17 protein-coding genes and 1 pseudogene are annotated in these 21,584 nt (G+C 63.4%); 10 read left to right on the top strand and 8 right to left on the bottom strand.

Translation table 11 applies throughout. The features are described from left to right. Positions 1 to 23 precede the first annotated feature (23 nt). The 3 genes from dxs to PQV96_RS13090 all read left to right on the top strand — a co-directional run bounded on the left by dxs (position 24) and on the right by PQV96_RS13090 (position 4,565). A complete protein-coding gene (gene dxs / locus PQV96_RS13100) occupies positions 24 to 1,919 on the top strand; it encodes a 1-deoxy-D-xylulose-5-phosphate synthase (RefSeq protein ID WP_067511720.1) in 1,896 nt (631 codons plus the stop codon). 341 nt (positions 1,920 to 2,260) lie between these two features. After that, positions 2,261 to 3,343 (top strand): TRAP transporter substrate-binding protein, encoded by a 1,083-nt coding sequence (locus tag PQV96_RS13095; protein ID WP_067511722.1) that lies wholly within the window; start codon positions 2,261 to 2,263, stop codon positions 3,341 to 3,343. 142 nt (positions 3,344 to 3,485) lie between these two features. After that, complete coding sequence (locus PQV96_RS13090; RefSeq protein WP_067511723.1) at positions 3,486 to 4,565, top strand: TRAP transporter substrate-binding protein; 1,080 nt, start codon at positions 3,486 to 3,488, stop codon at positions 4,563 to 4,565. 509 nt (positions 4,566 to 5,074) lie between these two features. On the opposite strand, the gene PQV96_RS13085 is transcribed toward PQV96_RS13090, so the two are convergent. The 3 genes from PQV96_RS13085 to PQV96_RS13075 all read right to left on the bottom strand — a co-directional run bounded on the left by PQV96_RS13085 (position 5,075) and on the right by PQV96_RS13075 (position 8,789). Next, the gene (locus PQV96_RS13085) at positions 5,075 to 6,844 is read right to left on the bottom strand and encodes a TRAP transporter large permease (RefSeq protein ID WP_067511727.1); all 1,770 of its coding nucleotides are present in this window, start codon (positions 6,842 to 6,844) and stop codon (positions 5,075 to 5,077) included. Between the two features lie 18 nt (positions 6,845 to 6,862). Continuing rightward, positions 6,863 to 7,480, bottom strand: coding sequence for a TRAP transporter small permease subunit (locus PQV96_RS13080; RefSeq protein ID WP_066691211.1), 618 nt, complete (start codon positions 7,478 to 7,480; stop codon positions 6,863 to 6,865). Between the two features lie 181 nt (positions 7,481 to 7,661). After that, the gene (locus tag PQV96_RS13075; protein ID WP_273623151.1) at positions 7,662 to 8,789 is read right to left on the bottom strand and encodes a substrate-binding domain-containing protein; all 1,128 of its coding nucleotides are present in this window, start codon (positions 8,787 to 8,789) and stop codon (positions 7,662 to 7,664) included. A gap of 50 nt (positions 8,790 to 8,839) precedes the next feature. On the opposite strand from PQV96_RS13075, the gene PQV96_RS13070 reads away from it, so the two are divergent. The 4 genes and pseudogenes from PQV96_RS13070 (at position 8,840) to PQV96_RS13055 (ending at position 11,990) form a co-directional block, all read left to right on the top strand. Then, on the top strand, positions 8,840 to 9,577 hold the full coding sequence (locus tag PQV96_RS13070; RefSeq protein WP_066691216.1) for an ABC transporter permease: 738 nt from the start codon (positions 8,840 to 8,842) through the stop codon (positions 9,575 to 9,577). A gap of 5 nt (positions 9,578 to 9,582) precedes the next feature. Continuing rightward, complete coding sequence (locus PQV96_RS13065) at positions 9,583 to 10,314, top strand: ABC transporter ATP-binding protein (RefSeq protein ID WP_082759311.1); 732 nt, start codon at positions 9,583 to 9,585, stop codon at positions 10,312 to 10,314. Positions 10,315 to 10,367: 53 nt separating this feature from the next. Further along, complete coding sequence (locus tag PQV96_RS13060; RefSeq protein WP_420482210.1) at positions 10,368 to 11,138, top strand: ABC transporter substrate-binding protein; 771 nt, start codon at positions 10,368 to 10,370, stop codon at positions 11,136 to 11,138. 3 nt (positions 11,139 to 11,141) lie between these two features. Further along, positions 11,142 to 11,990 (top strand): annotated as a pseudogene (locus tag PQV96_RS13055) (molybdate ABC transporter substrate-binding protein). Between the two features lie 94 nt (positions 11,991 to 12,084). Here PQV96_RS13055 and PQV96_RS13050 read toward each other — a convergent pair. From PQV96_RS13050 to modA, 4 genes are all read right to left on the bottom strand, one after another. Then, on the bottom strand, positions 12,085 to 13,782 hold the full coding sequence (locus PQV96_RS13050) for an ABC1 kinase family protein (protein WP_273623150.1): 1,698 nt from the start codon (positions 13,780 to 13,782) through the stop codon (positions 12,085 to 12,087). 33 nt (positions 13,783 to 13,815) lie between these two features. After that, positions 13,816 to 14,886: a molybdenum ABC transporter ATP-binding protein gene (modC, locus tag PQV96_RS13045; protein WP_273625256.1), complete on the bottom strand. Its 1,071-nt coding sequence runs from the start codon at positions 14,884 to 14,886 to the stop codon at positions 13,816 to 13,818. Positions 14,887 to 14,891: 5 nt separating this feature from the next. Then, entirely contained in the window at positions 14,892 to 15,569 is a 678-nt protein-coding gene (gene modB, locus PQV96_RS13040) for a molybdate ABC transporter permease subunit (RefSeq protein ID WP_273623149.1), read from the bottom strand. 82 nt (positions 15,570 to 15,651) lie between these two features. Beyond that, positions 15,652 to 16,416, bottom strand: coding sequence for a molybdate ABC transporter substrate-binding protein (gene modA / locus PQV96_RS13035; protein WP_273623148.1), 765 nt, complete (start codon positions 16,414 to 16,416; stop codon positions 15,652 to 15,654). Positions 16,417 to 16,524: 108 nt separating this feature from the next. Here modA and PQV96_RS13030 point away from each other — a divergent pair, with 108 nt between their 5' ends. Further along, positions 16,525 to 17,280, top strand: coding sequence for a TOBE domain-containing protein (locus PQV96_RS13030; RefSeq protein WP_273623147.1), 756 nt, complete (start codon positions 16,525 to 16,527; stop codon positions 17,278 to 17,280). A gap of 82 nt (positions 17,281 to 17,362) precedes the next feature. Here the strand turns inward: PQV96_RS13030 and PQV96_RS13025 are convergent, their stop codons facing one another. Further along, entirely contained in the window at positions 17,363 to 18,472 is a 1,110-nt protein-coding gene (locus PQV96_RS13025; protein WP_273623146.1) for a sigma-54-dependent Fis family transcriptional regulator, read from the bottom strand. Positions 18,473 to 18,709: 237 nt separating this feature from the next. Here PQV96_RS13025 and PQV96_RS13020 point away from each other — a divergent pair, with 237 nt between their 5' ends. Beyond that, a complete protein-coding gene (locus tag PQV96_RS13020) occupies positions 18,710 to 19,174 on the top strand; it encodes a (2Fe-2S)-binding protein (RefSeq protein ID WP_273623145.1) in 465 nt (154 codons plus the stop codon). Between the two features lie 21 nt (positions 19,175 to 19,195). Next, positions 19,196 to 21,583, top strand: a complete 2,388-nt coding sequence (locus PQV96_RS13015; RefSeq protein WP_273623144.1) for a xanthine dehydrogenase family protein molybdopterin-binding subunit — start codon at positions 19,196 to 19,198, stop codon at positions 21,581 to 21,583. Position 21,584 lies beyond the last annotated feature (1 nt).

The raw sequence follows: 21,584 nt of genomic DNA, 5'->3' as shown, positions 1-21,584 counted from the left end.
GGCAGCTATTAAAAGAATAGTAAATGGCCACGACTTCCTACCCCCTGCTGCAAACCATCAACGATCCGGCAGACGTGCGCAAACTGTCCCGGGCAGACCTCAAGGTGCTGGCCACCGAGCTACGTGGTTTTGTGCTGGAGAGCGTCTCTCAAACTGGCGGTCATCTCAGCTCCAACCTGGGAACGGTGGAGCTGACCGTGGCTTTGCACCATGTGTTCAACACCCCGGAAGACCGCCTGGTGTGGGATGTGGGCCACCAGACCTATCCACACAAGATCCTCACCGGCCGCCGTGACCGCATGCACACGTTGCGCCAGCTGGGCGGTATCTCTGGTTTTCCGCAGCGGGCTGAGAGTCCGTACGACACCTTTGGCACGGCGCACTCCAGCACCAGCATTTCTGCGGCGCTGGGCATGGCCATGGCGGCCAAGCGCAAAGGGGAAGATCGTTACGCAGTGGCCATCATTGGCGATGGCGCCATGACCGCTGGCATGGCCTTTGAAGCCCTGAACAACGGTGGCGTGACCGATGCGAACCTGCTGGTCATCCTGAACGACAACGACATGAGCATCAGCCCACCCGTGGGTGCGCTCAACCGCTACCTGGCCCAGCTCATGAGCGGCCAGTTCTACGCGGCTGCTAAGAATGTGGGCAAGACCGTGCTGCGGCCGGTTCCGCCGCTGCTGGAGCTGGCCAAGCGCTTTGAACAGCAGGCCAAGGGCATGGTGGTGCCAGCCACGCTGTTTGAAAAGTTCGGCTTCAACTACATCGGCCCCATTGACGGGCACGACCTGGACTCGCTGATCCCCACGCTGGAGAACATCAAGGGCCTCAAGGGCCCGCAGTTCCTGCACGTCGTCACCAAAAAAGGGCAGGGCTACAAGCTGGCCGAGGCAGACCCGGTGGCTTACCACGGCCCCGGCAAGTTCGACCCGGCCGTCGGCCTGGTCAAAAGCACGGCTGCACCCAAGCAAACCTTCACCCAGGTGTTTGGCCAATGGTTGTGCGACATGGCGGCGCAAGATGGCCGACTGGTGGGCATCACGCCCGCGATGCGCGAAGGCTCGGGCATGGTGGAGTTTGAAAAGCGCTTCCCTGATCGGTACTACGACGTCGGCATTGCCGAGCAGCATGCGGTGACGTTTGCCGCCGGTATGGCGTGCGAAGGCGTGAAGCCGGTCGTGGCGATCTACTCCACCTTTCTGCAGCGTGCGTACGATCAGTTGATCCACGACGTGGCCCTGCAAAACCTGCCCGTCGTGTTCGCACTGGACCGCGCGGGGCTGGTGGGCGCTGATGGCGCGACGCACGCGGGTGCGTACGACATTCCATTTGTGCGCTGCATTCCCAACATGAGCATGGCTTGCCCTGCGGATGAGCGCGAGTGCCGCCAGCTGCTCAGCACGGCTTTTGAACAAGACCACCCGGTTGCCGTGCGTTACCCGCGCGGCAGCGGCGCCGGTGTATCCCCACTGGCTTCGCTCGAAGGCTTGCCCTTCGGCAAGGGGGAGATCCGCCGTGAACGCGTGGCGACGGATGACCTCGCCGCGCCGCGTGTGGCCATCCTGGCCTTCGGCACCTTGCTGTACCCCGCACTGCAGGCGGCTGAATCGTTGAACGCCACCGTTGTCAACATGCGCTGGGCCAAGCCGCTCGATGTGGATCTGCTACTGCAGGTCGCTTCTCAGCACGATGCACTGGTGACCGTGGAAGAGGGCGCCATCATGGGCGGTGCGGGCAGCGCCGTCACGGAAGCCTTGAATGTTGCGGGCATTACCTTGCCTGTACTGCAGCTCGGTTTGCCAGATGTGTTCATTGAGCACGGCGACCCCGCGAAGCTACTCGCCCTGCAGGGCTTAGATGCCGATGGCATCCAACAGTCCATCGCCAAGCGGTTCTTTGCAACGGCAGAGGGCTGACTGCCCGCTGCGGACATTGCTCCGCACGTCAGCATGTGCAGCGCTCCACGTGGCCAACTTGGTCTTGCTGCAGGGGCCTGCTCAAAGTTCTGCATCGCCGCGCTCTGATTTGCGCACCGGCACCTTCTACCTCCACTCGGTAGGGTGGAATGCTGCGCGCGTGCGAAACAAGCTTGCAAAACCCTGAAAGGCAGCCGAGACATCGGGGTTTTCGCGGGATAACCCGCAAAGTTCGCCGCCCGCAAGTTTTTACAATGCAGATTCAATTCGCACGTACCGGTCAGTGCTTGTTCCAAGCCCCGGCCGTCGAGCGGTGTGGTCATCACTCAGGAAAGATTTACATGGATCGTCGTTCCATCATCAAACAGGCCGGTATTGCCGGTGTGCTCGGCGCGGGTATTGCCCCAGCCGTTCACGCCCAGGCCACCGTGCGTTGGCGCCTTGCTTCCAGCTTCCCCAAGTCGCTGGACACCATTTTCGGTAGCGCCGAAATGTTTGCGAAAACGGTACGCGCTCTGTCCGGCGGCAAGTTCGAAGTGTCGGTGCATGCAGCCGGTGAATTGATGCCTGCCTTCGGCGTGGTGGACGCGCTGCAGAGCAGCACGATCGAGATGGCGCAGACCGCCCCGTACTACTACACCGGCAAGAACTCCATCTTCGCCTTTGGCTGCGCCGTGCCTTTCGGCCTGACAGCCCGCCAGATGGATGCCTGGATGGACCACGGCAACGGCCGCAAGTTGATGGACGCGTTCTACGCCAACTACAACATCAAGAGCCGCAGCGCTGGCAACACTGGCACCCAAATGGGCGGCTGGTACCGCAAAGAAATCAAGACCGTGGCCGACCTCAAGGGCCTGAAGTTCCGCATGGGTGGTGGCCTGTTTGGCGAAGCCATGCAAAAGCTGGGTGTGGTGCCGCAAAACATGCCTGCGGGTGACGTGTACCAGGCCCTGGAAAAGGGCACGCTGGACGCCACCGAGTTCGTCGGTCCGTACGACGATGAAAAGCTGGGCTTCAACAAGGTGGCACCGTTCTACTACTACCCCGGCTGGTGGGAAGGTGGCGCCGAGCTGGAGTTCTTCATCAACGCCAAGGCTTACGCTGCGTTGCCCGCTGAGTTCCAGGCCATCGTCGATGCCGCCACCACCGTGGCTGCCCGCGACATGACTGCCAAGTACGACGCCTTCAACCCCATCGCTCTCAAGCGCCTGGTGGCCGCGAAGACCCAGCTTAAGGCCTTCCCCAAGGAGATCATGGACGCTGGCTACAAGGCCTCGATGGAAGTCTTTGCCGAGCACGAAGCCAAGTCGCCCGAGTTCAAAACCATCCACCAGGACATGCGCGCCTTCCAGCGTGACCAACTGCTGTGGGCTCGCTACTCTGAGCTGCGTTTTGACAATTACATGACCGGCGTGAAGCTGTAACTGTGTTGTCCGGGGCTGTTTTGGCAGACCCGGTTTTATTTTTCGATCCGGTAGCCTGGGCTGTACACCCTGCAGCACAGATGCCGGTTTTTTTTGGGCCCGTCATGTGCCAAAAGCGCATGTGTATAGAAGGAAAATCACCATGGATCGTCGTTCCCTGATCAAAAAGACCGGTATCGCCGGCGTGCTCGCTGCCGGCATTGCTCCGGCAGTGCATGCCCAAGCCACGGTTCGCTGGCGTCTGGCATCCAGCTTCCCCAAGTCGCTGGACACCATCTATGGCTCTGCCGATGTGTTTTCCAAGGCCGTCAAGGAAATGTCGGGCGGCAAGTTCGAAGTGTCCGTGCATGCCGCAGGCGAACTGATGCCCGCGTTTGGCGTGGTCGATGGCGTTCAAAACGGTACGGTCGAAATCGCTCACACAGCTCCGTACTATTTCTTCGGCAAGAACGAAGCGTTTGCCATTGGCGGTGCGATTCCTTTCGGCATGAACTCCCGCCAGCTCACAGCCTGGATGGTCGATGGCAACGGTACCAAGCTGATGCGCGAGTTTTATGCTCAGTACAACATCGTGAACTTCCTGGGTGGCAACACCGGCGCGCAGATGGGCGGCTGGTTCCGCAAGGAAGTGAAGTCGCCTGAAGACATCAAGGGCCTGAAGTTCCGCGTGGGCGGCTTTGGTGGCAAGGTGATCGAGCGCATGGGTGGCGTGCCACAGAACATTCCTGGCGGCGAAATCTACCAAGGCCTGGAAAAGGGCACCATCGACGCCGCAGAGTGGATCGGCCCATACGACGATCTGAAGCTGGGTTTCCACAAGGTGGCTCCGTTCTACTACTACCCAGGCTGGTGGGAAGGTAGCCTGAATCTGGAGTTCTACGTGAACCAGAAGGCTCTGGAAAGCCTGTCTGCCGAGAACCGTGCAATTGTGCGTGCTGCTGCGCACGAAGCCCACGTCAGCACACAGGCCCGCTACGACTCTCGCAACCCCGGCGCCCTCAAGCAACTGGTGGCCGCCAAGACCAAGGTCGTGCCCTTCCCGCAAACGGTGCTGGACGCTTCGTTCAAAGCCACCATGGGTCTGTATGCCGACCTCGACAAGAGCAACCCAGACTGGAAGAAGATTTACGCTGACTACCGCAATTTCCAGCGCGATCAGATCCTCTGGTTCCGCTTTGCAGAGTCGCGTTTCGACAGCTTCATGTCGTCGCAAAAGCTCTGATTGCAAACGGGTGGTCTAGCGCCACTCCGGGCATGCAAAACCCCGCCAAAGCTTTGGGCTTTGGCGGGGTTTTTTTGTGGGTGCGTGCTGTAGAGGGGCCTGCGACCTCGATGAAGAGAGAGGTGCGAAACGTCCTGATCCTTGAGTGGCCGGCGAGGTTGTATAGCCCCTCAACATAACCCTCTGCGTATGCCGTCCTAGAGTGGGCCAGGGAAGGCATTCAGGGGTGCGTATCCCAGACACAGGCGCTGCCAGGCGCCCCATGCCTCTTGCAGTGATGTCTTGGCGTTGGTGGTCGCGCTCCATTCATATGCCAGTGCTGCCGCGTTTGCTCCGTAACCATGAATGGCGGTGAATGTGCGCTGGCGATATGGGTAGTCGCTGGCGTTGCATCGACGATGTGAACTGATGTAGCTCGCACCCCCCAAAAGAAAACCCGCCAGTGGCAACACTGGCGGGTTTTCAAATTGAGCATGATGGCAAGACCCTTGCAGGCCTTGCCATGGTCATCAGTTCTTCTTCTCAGCGTCCTGCGACAGAGATTCCTGCATGGCCTTCAGAGGATCATCTTCGGCTGCTGGGGCCTCTGATCCGGGCATGCCAGCCGTGGGATCAGCCTGCTCCATGGGTGCTGGCATGTTGGCTTCCATTTCGAGGCGAACCTTGTCCAGGTCATACACCTCGGCCTTGTCCAGCCCGCTCGAAACAATGCCAGGGAAGGTAATCACCAGGGCCACCATCAGGATCTGGATGCACAGGAAGGGAATGGCGCCCCAGTAAATCTGGGTCGTAGTCACGGGCGCAATCATCTTCTTGGTGACCTTGTCCATGTATTCCTTGGCTGGAGCCACGCTGCGCAGATAGAACAGCGCGAAGCCGAAGGGAGGATGCATGAACGATGTCTGCATGTTGATGGCCAGCAGCACACCGAACCAGATCAGGTCGATGCCCAGTTTGTCGGCCACGGGGGCGAGCAGAGGCACCACGATGAACGAGAGTTCAAAGAAGTCCAGGAAGAACGCCAGGAAGAACACCATGATGTTCACGACGATCAGGAAGCCCAGCTGGCCGCCTGGCAGGCCCGACAGCAGATGTTCCACCCACAGCGGGCCATCCACGCCCTGGAAGGTCAGGCCGAAGATGGTGGCGCCCACCAGAATGAACACCACGAAACACGAGAGTTTGGTGGTGGTATTGAGGGCTTGCGTCAGCAGGCTCATCGACAGACGACCACGAATGACAGCCATGACGATGGCACCCAGCGCACCCATAGCGCCGCCTTCGGTAGGTGTTGCCACACCCAAGAAGATCGTGCCCAGCACCAGGAAGATCAGCAGCAGGGGGGGGATCAGCACGAACGTCACTCGTTCAGCCGCACGCGACAGCAGACCCAGGCGGGTGATCTTGTTGAAGCTGGCGGCAACGAAAGCCAGTGCCACGCCGAAGCACATGGACACCACGATGGTTTCGTCCAGAGCGACCTTGTCTACGGCTTCGCCCGACCACCATGTGTGCAGTGCAGGCATGTTCTTGGCGACATAGATGGAGGCTGCCGTGCAGATGGCAGTCAACACCAGCAGCGATGGCACACCGCTCTTGCCGTTGTCTTCGCGCAGCGTACGTGCCTCGGGGGGCAGTGCAGGCACCCACTGGGGTTTGATGACTGCCAGCAAGATGACGTACAGGGCATAGAAGCCGGTGAGCATCAGACCAGGCAGGAAGGCGCCCTTGTACATGTCACCCACGCTGCGACCCAGCTGGTCGGCAATGATGATGAGCACCAGCGAAGGGGGAATGATCTGTGCCAGAGTGCCAGAGGCGGCAATCACGCCGGCCGCGAGCCGCCGGTCATAGCCATACCGCAGCATGATGGGCAGCGAGATCAGGCCCATCGAAATCACCGAGGCAGCCACCACGCCGGTGGTTGCAGCGAGCAGGGCGCCCACAAAAATCACGGCCAGAGCCAGGCCGCCGCGGATGGGGCCGAAGAGCTGACCAATGGTGTCCAGCAAGTCTTCGGCCATGCCGCTTCGCTCAAGGATCAATCCCATGAGCGTAAAGAACGGAATGGCCAGCAGCGTGTCGTTCTGCATGATGCCGTAGATACGCAGCGGCAAGGCCTGCAGCAGCGCCTCGGGCAATACGTTCATCTCGATGCCGATGAAGGCGAAGAACAGGCCGCAAGCTCCCAGGCTGAAGGCGACCGGAAAGCCGACCAGCAAGAAGCAGATGAGCCCCGCAAACATGATGGGGGCGAGGTTATGGGCAATAAATTCCATGGTGTGTGTCTCCCGCTCTTAGGCTTTGGCCTTGTTGCTGCCGTTGCCCTTGGCTGCCTCGGCCAGCTTGCGGATGGATTCGGCCAGTTCTTCTTCTGCCGTCTTTTCTGCTTTCTTGGCAGTGGGGTCTTCGATCAAGCCTTTCAGGAACGCCAGGCGCTTGATCAGTTCAGAAACGCCCTGCAGCCACAGCAAGCCGAAGCCCAGAGGCATCATCAGATATACGGGCCAGCGGATCAGGCCGCCGGCGTTGCTGGACATTTCGCCCGACACAAAAGCGCGGGTGAAGAAGGGAATGCCGTACCACAGCACGGCCATGCACATGGGCGTGAGGAAGACGATGTAGCCAAACACGTCGATCCAGATCTGGGTGCGCTTGGAAAAGCGGCTGGAAACCACGTCCACTTTCACGTGCTCGCCCTGCAGCAGCGTGTAGCCAGCAGCCAGCAGGAAAGATGCAGCGAACAGGTACCACTGCACTTCCAGAAAACCGTTGGAACTGACGTTGAACACTTTGCGAACCACTGCGTTCACACCGCTGATGAAGGTGGAACCGAGGATCAGCCAGATCACGTATTTACCGACTTGGGTGTTAAGCCAGTCGATCCCTCTTGATAACTTCAATAGAGCCTGCATGGTGTCTCCAATAAAAAGGCTTTGCCTACAACGCGCGGTCCGTGGCAGCTGATAGCCAGCGCGGAGCCCGAACTTTTTGCACGGCGCGATTCTACGGAGCACTGTAGGCCGAGTCTGACAGCAGCGTGACGGTGTTATCCCTTTGTCAGCTTTGATTTTGAAGCTATCAAAAACGTAGCAATTAGGGTTTCTTCCTATGCGCTGGCTGCCGCTTGGGGCGGCTGAAATCCCACCAGGGAAGGACGTTGCTCATCGCCAGCACCTGCCCACTGTGCATGGGTGAATACCCGGGCAAGCTCGCCAGGTGGTCTTGCCAGACCCGCGTGAGCAGCAATTCCCGAAGCGCTCGGGTGGCTGGTTGCTCCAGCGTTGCCTTCAGGCAGGCCAGGTGGTAGCGCTCGTCTACCAGAGGGACAAAGTCCAGCCCGCGCGCGCGAGCTGCCATCTCGATCCCCAGGCCCGTGTCAGCCGCACCGCTGACCACGGCCTGTGCCACCGCGGTGTGCGAGGTTTCATCGCGTTCAAAACCCGCAATGTGCTGGCCTGTGAGCCCTTCCTGCGCCAGCAGGTCTTCCAGCAGCACGCGGGTGCCGCTGCCCAGGGGGCGGTTGGCAAAGCGGGCACCGGTGCGGGCGACGTCCGTGAGGGATTGCAGGCCGAGCGGATTGCCCTTGGCAACGATCAGCCCCTGCGTGCGCCGCGCAAAGCCGATGATTTTGTGCAAGCCCGGCTGCAGCAGCGGTTTGTAGGTGCGTGCAGCCAGTGAGGTGGCTGCAGGTTGTTCCAGCGTGTGAAAGCCGGCGAGGGTGCAGCGGCCTTCGTTGAGTGCGCGGATGGCGTCCACGCTGCCCGTGAAGCGGATGTCCAGGTGTAGTGCACCGGAAGTGCCCGGTGTGGCTGCATGCGCCCGAAGAGACGCCAGCGCATCGTCGTGGCTGGCGTACATGGTCAGCACATGGGCACTGTCGTCAAACGCTACCGCGAAGGCGCGCTCCAGGTCGGCGTGCAGGGCGGCAATCTGGGGGGCCAGCCGCGCTTGCGCTTGCCGTTCTGCCCACAGCAGCTTGGTGCCGAACTCGCTGAGCTGGGCCGATTGCCCCTTGCCCCAGATGATGAGTTCTCCACCCAGTTGCTCTTCCCACCGCTTGAGGGCGCCCCACACGTGGCGGTACGACATGCCCAGCGTACGCGCTGCGGCCGAGATGGAGCCCTGCTGCGCCACGGCTTCCAGCATTTCAGGCAAGGGGTTGCGAATCTGGGCATCGCCCGCGTCGCGGCTCAGGGTGTAGTGGAGTTGGATCCTATGCACAGGATTACATATCGCTGGAGATTGGCTGGGTGCATACGATAGTCGAATCCATGTCCACTCTCACCGAAAGCGCGACAACAGCGCTGCAACTCACTTTTTCTGCCGACCCCGCGCTGTGGACCATCGTCGGCCGCTCCCTGTCGGTCAGCGCCACTGCGTGCTTGCTGGCCTGTGGTGCTGGCCTGGTGCTGGGCGCGTGGCTAGGTGTGGCCCGGTTTGCCGGGCGTGGCGCTGTGCTGGCTGTGCTCAATACCTTGCTGGCGGTGCCTTCGGTGGTAGTGGGGCTGGTGGTGTATTTGCTGCTGTCGCGCAGTGGGCCGTTGGGTAGCTGGGGCTGGCTGTTCAGCTTCAAGGCCATGGTGCTCGCCCAAGCATTGCTGGTGCTGCCAGTGGCCACGGCGCTGACCCGGCAGATGGTGGAAGACGCAGACCGTGCCCATGGCGAGCAGTTGCGCTCCCTCGGCGCCAGCCCTTTGCTGCGCAGCTTGCTGCTGGCCTGGGATGAGCGCTATGCCTTGCTCACCGTGCTGCTGGCATCGTTTGGGCGTGCCATTTCTGAAGTGGGCGCGGTGATGATCGTGGGCGGGAACATCGACGGTTTCACGCGCGTCATGACCACTGCGATTGCGCTGGAGACCAGCAAGGGGGACCTGCCCCTGGCCTTGGCGCTGGGCATGATTTTGCTGGCCGTGGTGCTGGCCCTGAATGTGGTGATTGCGCTGCTGCGCCGCTGGCGCGAGCGGGTGGACGGCAGTGCGGCAGACTTGCCGGTGGGGGTGACCGCATGAGTGGCATGCCGCCCAGCGCCGGCTCCCGCTGGCTCATGGATTTGCGGGGCGTGGATGTGCGCTTTGGTCGCGTGCACGCGCTGTCCGGCATCACGCTGCGCATCGCGCCGGGGGAGCGGGTGGCCCTGGTGGGTGCCAACGGCAGCGGCAAAAGCACCTTGCTGCGCGTGTTGCATGGGCTGGTTCCCGCCAGTGCCGGAACCTGCATTACCGCCTTGCCACACCAGCAGGCCATGCTGTTTCAGCGGCCTCACATGCTGCGCACCAGTGCGCAAAACAATGTGGCCCTGGGCCTGTGGCTGCGTGGCAGCCGCTGGGGCGCTGCCCGAAAGACGGCGCTGGCCGCACTGCAGCGGGTCGGGCTGGAATCCATCGCACAGCAAAACGCCCGCACCTTGTCTGGCGGGCAACAGCAGCGTGTGGCACTGGCCCGTGCCTGGGCGCTGCAGCCAGATGTATTGCTGCTGGACGAGCCCACGTCCAGCCTGGACCCCCATGCCAAGCGCGAGGTGGAGCGCATGATGGCTGACTTTGCCAACGCACACGCCGAACAGGGGCGCGCTCAGCCCGTGACCATGCTGTTCAGCAGCCACAACCTGGGGCAGGTCAAGCGCCTGGCCAGCCGGGTGATTTATCTGGAGCACGGGCAGCTGGTTGCCGATTTGCCCGTGCACGACTTTTTCAATGGCCCACTGCCCGAGGCCGCACGTCTTTTTGTCAAAGGAGAACTGGTATGAGTCAATTCAAGGTTTATCTGGCTCTGAAGCCCATCCATCAAGCGCTAGCAGCTATGCTTTTTGTAGCGTCTGGCGCGGTGTCAGCGCAGTCCATCACGATGGCATCGACCACCTCGACCGAGCAGTCGGGGCTGTTCTCGCACCTGCTGCCTGAGTTCAAGAAGGCCAGCGGCCTGGATGTGAAGGTGGTTGCGCTGGGCACAGGCCAGGCGCTGGACACGGCCCGCCGTGGCGACGCTGATGTGCTGTTCGTGCACGACCAGGTGGCCGAAGAAAAGTTTGTGGCCGATGGCTGGGGGGTGAGGCGCTACCCGGTCATGTACAACGACTTCATTCTGGTGGGCCCCAAGGCGGACCCCGCGGGCGCCAAGGGCAAGGACATCGTGGAAGCCCTCAAGAAGCTGGCGGCGGGCAATGCCAACTTCGTATCGCGCGGCGACAAGAGCGGCACCCACGCGGCTGAGCTGCGTTACTGGAAGCTGTCTGGCGCCGATGCGGCCAAGGGCAGCGGCTACAAGGAGTGCGGTTGCGGCATGGGCCCCGCGCTGAACATTGCAGCCTCCAGCGGCGCCTACGCGCTGGCAGACCGCGGCACCTGGCTCAACTTCAAGAACCGTGCGGATTTGGCCATTCTGGTGGAAGGCGATACCCGTCTGTTCAACCAGTACGGTGTGATGGTGGTGAACCCCGACAAGCACGCCCATGTGAAAGCGCAGGACGCGCAGAAGTTTGTGGACTGGATCGTGTCGCCCACCGGTCAGGCTGTGATCGCCAGCTACAAGATTGGTGGCGAACAGCTGTTCTTCCCCAACGCGGGAAAATAAGCCATGTCTTCAGCCCGTCATAACGCATGGGGCGTCTCTTCGCTGATGCTGGGGGTTGTGGTGCTGTCGGGCTGCGCCACGCAGCAGGGCGCAGCACCCGTGAAAGCCCCTGCGGCCGGGGCTGACCCGGTGCAGGTTTATGCGGCGGGTAGCCTGCGCGACGCTCTCACCGAGATCGCACGCGACCATGAGGCCCGCACGGGTCAGAAGGTGGTGCTGACCTTTGCTGCATCGGGCCTGCTGCGGGAACGCATTGAGCAAGGCGCACACGCCCAGGTGTTTGCTTCGGCCGATACGAAGCACCCGCAGCGCCTGGCCAACCAGGGGCAGTGGCAAGCCCCTGTTGTTTTCACGCGCAACACCTTGTGCGCGCTGGCGCAGGGTGCGGTGGCGGTGACCTCTGATACTTTGCTCAGCACCATGCTGTAGCCCCAGGTGCGGCTGGGCATTTCCACGCCCAAGGCTGATCCCGCGGGCGACTATGCCTGGGCTTTGTTCCAGAAGGCCGACGCGCTGCAGCCAGGGGCCACTGCGCGCCTGGAGGCCAAGGCGCTTCAGCTCGCAGGTGGTGCCAATTCGGCGCAAGCTCCGGCCGGTCGCAACACTTACGCGTGGGTGATGGAGCAGAACCGCGCGGATGTGTTTCTGACCTATTGCACCAACGCCGTGGCTGCACGGGCTGAAGTACCCAGCCTGCAGGTGGTGGCCGTGCCAGAGGCATTGCAGGTAGGGGCAGCCTATGGGCTCACGGTGCGCGCTGGTGCGCCTGCCCACGCACAGGCGTTTGCCCAGGCGGTGTTGCAGCCCCCGGCACAGGCTGTGTTCCGCCGGTTGGGTTTTGCTGCACCCTGAGGCGCGCAGGGCTATTTCCCGGTCAGTTCCAAGCGCTGCGCCCTTGTGTGGGGCGCAGCGCTTTTTCATTGGAGAAGCGGGCCTGGTGGCTTCGTCAATCGTCGTCCCGCCCGTGGCTGCTGCGCCAGATGGCACGCACCAGCCAAAGACCGCACACCACTGCCCCCATGAATCCGAGAAAGCCGAACGCTGGCAGGCCAAACAGCGTGGGCCCTGCCTGTACCGTCATGACGATGGAGGAGCCGATGATCAGCGCGGCAATCACCAGGGCCATGGCCAGCCGGTTGGCCGAGCGATCAATCTGGTCGCCCACGCGCTTGAGGTGGGCCAGTTCAATGCCGACCTGCACCCGGCCACGTCGCGCGTTGCGCAGCAGGCGGCCGAGGTCGTCTGGCAGGCGCTCCAGCGTGCTCAGCGTTTGCCGCACCGACTGCCAGGCACGCCCCGCCAGGGCGCGCGGCTGGTAGCGTGCCCCCACCACCTGCTTGAGCAAGGGCAGGGCTTCTGAAGCCATGTGAAAGTTCGGGTTCAGGTTGCGGCCCATGCCTTCCAGTGAAATGAAGGCTTTGATGAGCAGGGCCAGATCGGACGGCAGCGCCAGCCGGTGCTCACGCAGGATGGCCGTCACATCGGCCAGCATCTGGCCCAGGCGCAGCTGGGCCAGCGGCACGCCGTGGTATTGGTCCACAAAGGCTTCGATCTCGGTCTCCAGCTGGCCGATCTGCACTCCTGGCTCGTCACCCGTCCAGTCCAGCAGCACATCGGCCACGGCCTGGGGCTGGTGCTCCACGAGGCCCAGCAGCAGTTGCAGCAGCTCATCACGACGGCGTTGCGACAGCCGGCCAATCATCCCAAAGTCGATGAATGCGATGCGGTTGCCCGGCAGGTAAAACACATTGCCGGGATGGGGGTCTGCGTGGAAGACGCCGTCTTCCACAATCATCTTGAGCACGGCGTGGGCGCCGCGTTGGGCGAGCAGCGTGCGTTCAAAACCTGCTTCGGGCGTAAGGGCCTCCAGATGGTTGCCCGGAACCCCATCGATGAAGTCTTGCACGTTCACCCGCTCGCGCGTGTGAGCCCAGTACACCTTGGGGATGGCGATGAAGCCCAGGGGCGCCATGTTGGCGGCAATGCGCTCAGCATGGCGGCATTCACCGGCCAGATCCAGCTCACGTTTGAGCGAACGGGCAAATTCGCGCACCAGTTGCTGGGGGCGGTAGGGCTTGAGCGTGGGCAGCTCGGCCTCTGCCAGTGCCGCCAGGCGCAGCAGCAGGCGCAGGTCGGCCTCGATCGTGTCGGCAATACCGGGGCGGCGAATCTTGACGATGACTTCGGTGCCGTCGTGCAGGCGCGCCCGGTGGACTTGCGCGATGGAGGCTGCGGCCAGCGGCGTGATGTCAAACCATGCGAAAACAGCCTCGGGCTCGTCGCCCAGGTCTTCACGCAATTGCGGGCGCAGTGCGTCAATAGGCAGGGCGGGTACGTGGCTGTGCAGCTTCTCGAACTCGGCAATCCACTCCGGGCCAAACAGGTCGGCCCGGCCCGCGAGGATCTGGCCAAACTTCACGAACGTGGGCCCCAGTTCCTCCAGCGCCAGCCGCACCTGCACGGGGGGCTCCAGCCGCGCCAGTTCGGCGGCGTGGGGCCAGTTCAGCACCTGCCCGGCGCGCTCCAGCCGGTCTGCCAGGCCCAGGCGGCGCACGGTGTCGCCAAAGCCGTGACGCACCATCACACCCAGAATTTCCTTGAGGCGGCCCAGGTCTCGTGCGGTGTCCAGAGTCTCGATCAGCATCCGGGCATGATAGCCCCGCCCTTGGGGGTGATATCAATCCAGCAGCGCAATGCCTTTGACTTGTGCCACCACGTGCATGCCTGGCGTCAGGCACAGCGTACGTGCTGAGCGTTGGGTGATGCGTGCCAACAGCCGAGTGGTACCAGCCTCAAGCCCCACCATGATTTGCCCAGGGCTGTCCTCGCGCAGCGCCACGACCTGCGCGGGAACGGCATTGAGAATGCTTGTGCCGGTTTGTGGCGATAGCGTCAGGCTCACATCGCGGGCTTGTACCCTCAAGCGTACGGCCTGACCCACAGGGCGCTGACGGGTGCTCACGAGCTGTAACTGTCCACCCGGGAAAGCGATGGTGGTCAGGTGATCTTCCAGGTCGTGAGCCAGCACCGTACCGGCCACGATCGTGGCGGCTGCATCGCCCTGCGCGAGGGGTAAGTCCAGCGCGCCCATCAGCTCTGCCGGGTCGCCTTGCGCCTGTACCTTGCCGTCTCGTAGCAGCACAAGGTGGGACGCAAGTCGGGCGACTTCGTCAGTAGCGTGGCTTACGTACAGGATGGGCATGTCCAATTCGCGCGGAAGGCGTTCTAAGTAGGGCAGTACCTCTGCTTTGCGAGCCATGTCCAGCGCTGCCAGTGGCTCGTCCATCAGCAGCACGCGCGGGCTGGTGGCCAACGCTCGAGCAATAGCCACACGCTGGCGCTCACCGCCAGAGAGGGTTTCGGTAGCGCGCTCCAACAAAGGCGCAATACCCAGCAGGTCCACCGCCTGTTCCAGGGCAATCTGGCGGCGTGCTGCAGGCGTACGGTTCAGGCCGTACTCGATATTGCGGCGCACGCTAAGGTGGTGAAACAGGCTAGCCTCCTGGAAGACATAGCCCAGTGCGCGTTCGTGGGTGGGCCGCCACACCCCCTGGGCATCGTCTTGCCACACCTGACCGTGCACCGCGACCCTGCCTGGGTGGGCTCGTTCCAGTCCTGCCACTGCGCGCAGCAGGGTTGTCTTGCCGCAGCCCGAAGGCCCAAACAAGGCGGAAACGCCTTGGCCGGGCAGGTGCAGATCAACGTCGAGCGTGAAGGTGGTGCGCTGCAAGCGCAGCTGCAGTTCCATGCCGTTCACAGTCGCGCTCCTCGAGGTTGCAACCAATGCAGGGTCAGTAGCACTACGAAAGAGAATGCAACCATGCCGCCCGCCAACCAATGGGCCTGGGCGTATTCCAGCGCCTCCACGTGGTCATAGATTTGCACCGAGACAACGCGCGTGACGCCAGGGATGTTGCCGCCCAGCATCAGCACCACGCCAAACTCGCCCACCGTATGGGCAAAGCTCAGAATGGCCGCGGTGACGAAGCCGGGGCGCGCCAGGGGCAGGGCCACGGTAAAAAACCGGTCCAGCGCGCTGGCGCCCAGCGTGGCGGCGGCTTCCAGCGGGCGCGGGCCGATGGCCTCGAATGCGCGCTGCAAGGGTTGCACCGCAAACGGCAGCGAATACACCAGCGAGCCAATCACCAGGCCGGGGAAGGTGAATGGCAGGGTGCCCAGACCGAGCGCCTGGGTCAGCTGCCCCAATGGGCCGTTGGGGCCCATGGTGACCAGCAGATAAAAACCAATCACCGTGGGCGGCAGTACCAGGGGCAGGGCCACGATGGCCCCCACCGGGCCGCGCCAGCGGGAGCGGGTGGTGGCAAGCCACCACGCAATGGGCGTGCACAGCACCAGCAGCAGCACTGTGGTGGTGGCCGCGAGCCGCAGGGTGAGCGCGATGGCGGTCCAGTCTTCAGCAGAGAACGGCATGGCGGCAGGACGAGTGGCTTGAAAGAGGCATGGCGCCCGCGATCTTCGCAGAACCAGGGCTGGCGTTGGGGCGAGTGCGCCGTCAGAAGCGGTAGCCGAAGGCCTTGATCACCGCGCGCGCCTTGTCACTGCGCAGGTATTGCATCAGCGCAGTGGCTGCGGGGTTGTCCTTGCCACTGGCCAGCAGCGCGACGTCTTGCAGGATGGGCGCATGCAAGTCGGAAGGAACAACCCAGGCCGAGCCTTTGGTGATCTTGCCGTCCTCCATCACCTGCGACAGTGCCACGAACCCCAGCTGGGCGTTGCCGCTGGCAACGAACTGGTAGGCCTGGGCAATGTTTTCACCGGTAACGATGCGCGCCTGCAGATGTGCGGTCAGGCCCTGTTTGTCCAGCACCTGCATGGCTGCAGCGCCATAGGGCGCGAGCTTGAGGTTGGCAAGCGAGAGGTGCTTGAAGTCTCCCGTCTTGAGAACTGCGCCTTGCGCGTCCACGTAGTGGGCGTTGGGGCTCCAGAGCACCAGTTGGCCTATCGCGTAGGTGAAGCGCGACCCGGCCACGGTGCGGCCTTCCCGGTCGAGCCGGGCCGGGGTGGTGTCGTCTGCCGACAGGAACACCTGAAACGGTGCACCGTTGGTGATCTGCGCATAGAACTTGCCTGTAGCCCCAAACGAAAGCACGGCCTTGTGGCCCGTGTCTGCCTCAAAAGCGGCTGCAATCTTCTGCATGGGGGCGGTGAAGTTGGCTGCCACGGCGACCTGAACCTGGTCTGCGTGGGCGCAGGTAAGGCCGCTGAGCAAGAGGGCGAGGGCAACGGCCCAAGGGTGGCGGATGGCAGGCAGGCGCATAAGGTGGGCGCAAAGCGCTATTCATGAATGGAATAGCGAAGTATAGAAGCGCCTGCCAACCAGTGGGGCGTATGCCCCTGCGGTGTGTAGGCTGTCTACACTTCCTGCATGCCTTCTTCTTCCCATTCGCTGGCCGGTGCTCTGGGGCACGACCTTTCTGACCGCCGCATCGGCATCCTGCGCCAGATTGGCGCGCTGGGCTCCATCTCGCGCGCAGCGCGGGCGGTGGGCGTGAGCTACAAAGCGGCCTGGCAGGCGGTGGACACGTTGACCAACCTGGCGGGCGTGGCGCTGGTAGAGCGCGTGGTGGGGGGCGCTGGCGGTGGTGGGGCGCGCCTGACCCCTGCCGGGCTGGAACTGCTGGCGGCCGCTGATGCCATGGCCCAGGCCCGCAGCGCGGTGCTGCAGCGCCTGCAGCAGCCTGCCCCCCGCTTGGGCGTGAAGACCAGCATGCGCAACCAGTGGCCCTGCGTGGTGGAGTCGGTAGAGCGGCTGGGGCCCATCGCCCGTGTGCATTTCAAGGCGGCCGAGCCGGGATCGGTGGCCTTGTCGCTGGCATCGCGCATCACGGCGGAGAGTGCCGAGCTGCTGGGCCTGCAGCCTGGGCAGGCCTTGTTGGCACTGTGCAAGGCCACGGCGGTGCGGGCGATGCCGTATGCCGAGTCGCCCTCCGCTGGGGTGAACTTGTGGGAAGGGCGCGTGACCCGCCTTTCACGCGGCCCCGAGGTCGACGAGGTGGCCGCGCAGCTCGATGCGGGTGTGCAGATGGTGGGCTTTGCGCCGGCAGGCAGCGGCTTGCGGGTGCGATCCCGGGTCAAGCTGCAGGTGGATGAATCGGCGGTGGTGCTGGCGCTGTGGGATTGAGGGATGGGCCGCCGTAGGTTGGCTTGCTCTGTTTTTGATAGCTGCTGGCGCTTTTCTGGTGAGCTCTAGGGCTCATTTTTGTTCAAAATTTCCCTGCGGGCTGACCTAGCTTGCGGTACACCGTGGCGCGGCTGATGCCCAGTGCGCGCGCGGCCTCGGCCACATTGCCACGGGCGTCTTGCACCGCCTGGCGGATCAGCGCGGTTTCTGTCTGCCGCAAGGGCGCGGCAGGGCTTGCGCGCACACGGCCCTGAACTGCTGCAGCCGGTTGCACCAGCGCTTGCAGGCGCAGACCCGACCACAGCGGGACCGGCATGGCTGCACTGCGCTGCTGGCATGCCGCATCGCGCAGCATGGCCCAGGGCATGGCAAACAGATCGGCGCTGTGCAGAGCGCCGCCGGGGCTGCGCAGCGGCATGGGAAGCAGTTGCCGCGCCGTGGTGTTGGTGCCCAGCACCTGGCCGTCGTCGTCCAGCGTGACCAGGCCATCGCTTTCGCCGCCCAGTGCGCCGCCGGGCCAGTTCAATCGCATCAGCCAGTCGTGCGGGCGAGACAGCAGCAGTGCATCTTCGATCGCACGGGCAGATCGCGCCACCAGGTGCCGCAGCTCGGGCCGCTCGGGCACATCCACGCCTGTCAGGTCCAGCATGCCCATGCAGCGCCCTTCCGGGTCGAACAGAGGCGCGCCTGCGCAGCTGTATGCGCTGTTGTCATCGCAAAAGTGCTCGCCCCGGTGCAGCCAGACCGGGGTCAGTTCGGTCAGCGCAGCGCCGATGGCGGTGGTGCCCACAGCGGCTTCAGAGAGGTCCACCCCCACGCGGCCGATCAGCTGGCTGCGCGCGTCGTGCCGATCCACCGCGCCTTGCACATCAATCACCACGCCGCGCGCGTTGGTCAACATCGCGAAGTAGCGCATGCCCGCAATTGCGCGGGTGAGCTGGTCCAGCACCGGCCGCGCGGCCTGCACCAGCGCATGGCTTTCATCGGCCAGCTGGCGCAATGCCTGGCCGCTGATGGGGTTGAAGACCACCTTGTGCCCGGGATGGAGCCCGGCGGCCAGGCACCGCTGCCACGAGCGCGTGATCCATGGCTCCAGCGATACCTCGCCACCCGCGCCCAGCAAAACGCTCTGCCGGGCCCTCTGGATCAGGGCCTGGCGGTGGTGGGATGACGGATCGGCAGCAGCAAGCATCGCAGTCCCTGGGGCAGGGCCTTGGGTACGCCGTGGGAGCGTGCGCGCAAGGCGAGGTGGCAAGGGGGTGAAGATTTCCGCGCATGGTGCACCGGTGTGCAGTGCAGCATGTTTCATTTTGAGAATATCCCGCGCAGCGCCGGGTGTTTCTAGGGTTGTCCCTAGAGAAGCGGGGGGCAGGGGCGTTTCAAGATGCGCCGTGCGAATCCAGCCATCACCATTACAGGAGACAGCGAGATGCAAGTGCAGTTCACCGTCAACGGCCGCGCGGCCAGCATAGACGTCCCCCCCAACACCCTGCTGGTTCACGCGTTGCGAGAGCACCTGCAGCTCACAGGCACCCACGTAGGGTGCGATACCAGCCAGTGCGGTGCCTGCACCGTTCACGTCAACGGCCGCGCCGTCAAGTCCTGTGCCATGCTGGCCGTGCAGGCCCAGGGGGCCGAGGTGACCACCATCGAGGGCATGGCCGCGCCCGACGGCACCATGCACCCCATGCAGGCGGCCTTCAAAGAGTGCCACGGCCTGCAGTGCGGCTTCTGCACCCCCGGCATGGTGATGAGCGCGGTAGACCTGTGCAAGCACCACCCCGACGCCAGCGAGGGCGAGATCCGCGAGCTGCTGGAAGGCAACATCTGCCGCTGCACGGGCTACCAGAACATCGTGCGCGCAGTGCAGGTCGGCCAGAAGGCCATGGCTTAACCAGGAAAGAGGAGAACGACCATGGGTGCATCCGACTTTTCCAAGCTGCCATACATTGGCGAGGCCTTGAAGCGCAAGGAAGACTACCGCTTCCTCACCGGCGCCGGCCAGTACACCGACGATGTGGTGCTGGCCGCGCAATGCCACGCGGTGTTCGTGCGCTCACCGCACGCCCACGCCAAGATCAACAGCATCAATATCGATGCGGCCAAGGCCGCTCCTGGCGTGCTGGGCGTGTTCACGGGGGCCGATGTGGCCGCCGACAACATCAACGGCCTGCCCTGTGGCTGGCTCATCACCAGCACCAACGGCGAGCCCATGAAGGAGCCGCCACACCCCATCCTGGCCCAGGGCAAGGTGCGCTACGTGGGCGACCATGTGGCCATGGTGGTAGCGTACACCCAGCAGCAGGCCCGCGATGCGGCCGAGCTGGTGCAGGTGGACTATGACGTGCTGCCCGCCGTGGTCAATGTGGCAGATGCTGCATCGGGCGCGGTGGCCGGTGCGGTGGTGCACGACATTGCGCAAGACAACCATTGCTTCAAGTGGGCCATTGGCGATAAGGGCGGTGTGGACGCAGCGTTTGCCAATGCGGCGCATGTCACCAAGCTCGACTTGGTCAATAACCGCCTGATTCCCAACGCCATGGAGCCGCGCGCAGCCATCGGCAGCTACAACCGGGCCAGCGACGAATACACGCTGTACGTGAGCAACCAGAACCCGCACGTTGAGCGCCTGTTGATGACAGCGTTTGTGATGGGCCTGCCAGAGCACAAGGTGCGCGTGATTGCGCCCGACGTGGGCGGTGGCTTCGGCTCCAAGATCTATCTGTATGCCGAAGACGTCTGCCTGACCTGGGCGTCCAAAAAGCTCAACCGCAACATCAAGTGGGTGGCCGACCGCAGCGAGGCTTTCCTCTCCGACGCCCATGGCCGCGACCATGTGAGCCATGCCGAAATGGCGATGGACAAGGACGGCAAGTTCCTGGCCCTGCGCGTGCATACGCACGCCAACCTGGGTGCCTACCTCAGCACCTTTGCCAGCGCCGTGCCCACCATTCTTTACGCCACGCTGCTGGCGGGTCAGTACAGCACGCCTCAGGTGTATGTAGAGGTGGACTCGTGGTTCACCAACACTGCGCCGGTGGACGCCTACCGGGGCGCAGGCCGCCCTGAGGCCACCTACCTGCTGGAGCGCCTGGTCACCCGCTGCGCGTGGGAGATGGGCCTCTCGCAGGACGAAATCCGCCGCCGCAACTTCATCCAGACCTTTCCGTACCAGACGCCGGTGGCGCTGCAGTACGACACGGGTGACTTCAACGCCTGCATGGATGGTGCCAACAAGCTGGCCGATGTGGCCGGGTTTGAGCAGCGAAAGGCTGCCAGCGCTGCCAAGGGGTTGCTGCGGGGCATCGGCTATTCGTCGTACATCGAGGCCTGCGGCATTGCGCCATCCAACATCGCTGGCGCTTTGGGCGCACGCGCCGGGCTGTTTGAATGCGGCGAGGTGCGGGTGCACCCCACGGGCAGCGTGACGGTGTTCACCGGCTCGCACAGCCACGGCCAGGGGCATGAAACCACTTTTGCCCAGGTGGTGGCCGCGCGCCTGGGCATCCCGGTGGAGAACGTGGACATCGTGCACGGCGACACGGGCCGCGTACCGTTTGGCATGGGGACGTATGGCTCGCGCTCCATCAGCGTGGGCGGCGCAGCCATCATGAAGGCGCTGGACAAGATCGAGGCCAAGGCCAAGAAAATTGCCGCGCATTTGATGGAGGCCAGCGACGCCGACATCGACTTTGCCAACGGTGAATTCACCGTGCGCGGCACGGACAAGAAGATCCCGTTTGGCCAGGTAGCGCTCACCGCCTATGTGCCGCACAACTACCCGCTGGACAAGCTCGAACCTGGGCTGAACGAAACCGCCTTCTACGACCCGACCAACTTCACTTTCCCAGCAGGCACCTACATCTGCGAGGTGGAGATTGACCCACAGACTGGCGTGACGCGCGTGGACAAGTTCACGGCGGTGGACGACTTCGGCACCATCATCAACCCCATGATCGTGGAGGGTCAGGTGCATGGCGGGCTGGTGCAAGGCATTGGCCAGGCGCTGCTGGAGAACTGCGTGTACGACCGCGAGACCGGCCAGTTGCTTACCGGCAGCTTCATGGACTACGCCATGCCGCGTGCGGACGACTTCCCCGAGTTCAAGCTTGGCCATGTCTGCACGCCGTGCACCCACAACCCGCTGGGCACCAAGGGCTGCGGCGAGGCCGGGGCCATCGGCTCGCCACCGGCGGTGATCAACGCCGTGCTCGATGCGCTACGACCTCTGGGCGTGAAGGACTTTGACATGCCCGCATCGCCCCACCGCGTGTGGGAAGCGATTCAACAAGCCAAGGCATAAG

Source organism: Acidovorax temperans (assembly GCF_028596105.1).
In the GTDB taxonomy this organism is placed as follows: Bacteria; Pseudomonadota; Gammaproteobacteria; order Burkholderiales; family Burkholderiaceae_C; genus Acidovorax; species Acidovorax temperans.
The sequence above is the reverse complement of the archived record's forward strand: the minus strand, read 5'-3'. Positions and strand labels throughout refer to the sequence as shown.

Coding starts and splice junctions, on each gene's coding strand:
- dxs (WP_067511720.1), top strand. CDS start 24: ATGGCCACGACTTCCTACCCCCTGCTGCAAACCATCAACGATCCGGCA.
- PQV96_RS13095 (WP_067511722.1), top strand. CDS start 2,261: ATGGATCGTCGTTCCATCATCAAACAGGCCGGTATTGCCGGTGTGCTC.
- PQV96_RS13090 (WP_067511723.1), top strand. CDS start 3,486: ATGGATCGTCGTTCCCTGATCAAAAAGACCGGTATCGCCGGCGTGCTC.
- PQV96_RS13085 (WP_067511727.1), bottom strand. CDS start 6,844: ATGGAATTTATTGCCCATAACCTCGCCCCCATCATGTTTGCGGGGCTC.
- PQV96_RS13080 (WP_066691211.1), bottom strand. CDS start 7,480: ATGCAGGCTCTATTGAAGTTATCAAGAGGGATCGACTGGCTTAACACC.
- PQV96_RS13070 (WP_066691216.1), top strand. CDS start 8,840: ATGTCCACTCTCACCGAAAGCGCGACAACAGCGCTGCAACTCACTTTT.
- PQV96_RS13065 (WP_082759311.1), top strand. CDS start 9,583: ATGCCGCCCAGCGCCGGCTCCCGCTGGCTCATGGATTTGCGGGGCGTG.
- PQV96_RS13060 (WP_420482210.1), top strand. CDS start 10,368: ATGCTTTTTGTAGCGTCTGGCGCGGTGTCAGCGCAGTCCATCACGATG.
- PQV96_RS13050 (WP_273623150.1), bottom strand. CDS start 13,782: ATGCTGATCGAGACTCTGGACACCGCACGAGACCTGGGCCGCCTCAAG.
- modC (WP_273625256.1), bottom strand. CDS start 14,886: ATGGAACTGCAGCTGCGCTTGCAGCGCACCACCTTCACGCTCGACGTT.
- modB (WP_273623149.1), bottom strand. CDS start 15,569: ATGCCGTTCTCTGCTGAAGACTGGACCGCCATCGCGCTCACCCTGCGG.
- modA (WP_273623148.1), bottom strand. CDS start 16,416: ATGCGCCTGCCTGCCATCCGCCACCCTTGGGCCGTTGCCCTCGCCCTC.
- PQV96_RS13030 (WP_273623147.1), top strand. CDS start 16,525: ATGCCTTCTTCTTCCCATTCGCTGGCCGGTGCTCTGGGGCACGACCTT.
- PQV96_RS13025 (WP_273623146.1), bottom strand. CDS start 18,472: ATGCTTGCTGCTGCCGATCCGTCATCCCACCACCGCCAGGCCCTGATC.
- PQV96_RS13020 (WP_273623145.1), top strand. CDS start 18,710: ATGCAAGTGCAGTTCACCGTCAACGGCCGCGCGGCCAGCATAGACGTC.
- PQV96_RS13015 (WP_273623144.1), top strand. CDS start 19,196: ATGGGTGCATCCGACTTTTCCAAGCTGCCATACATTGGCGAGGCCTTG.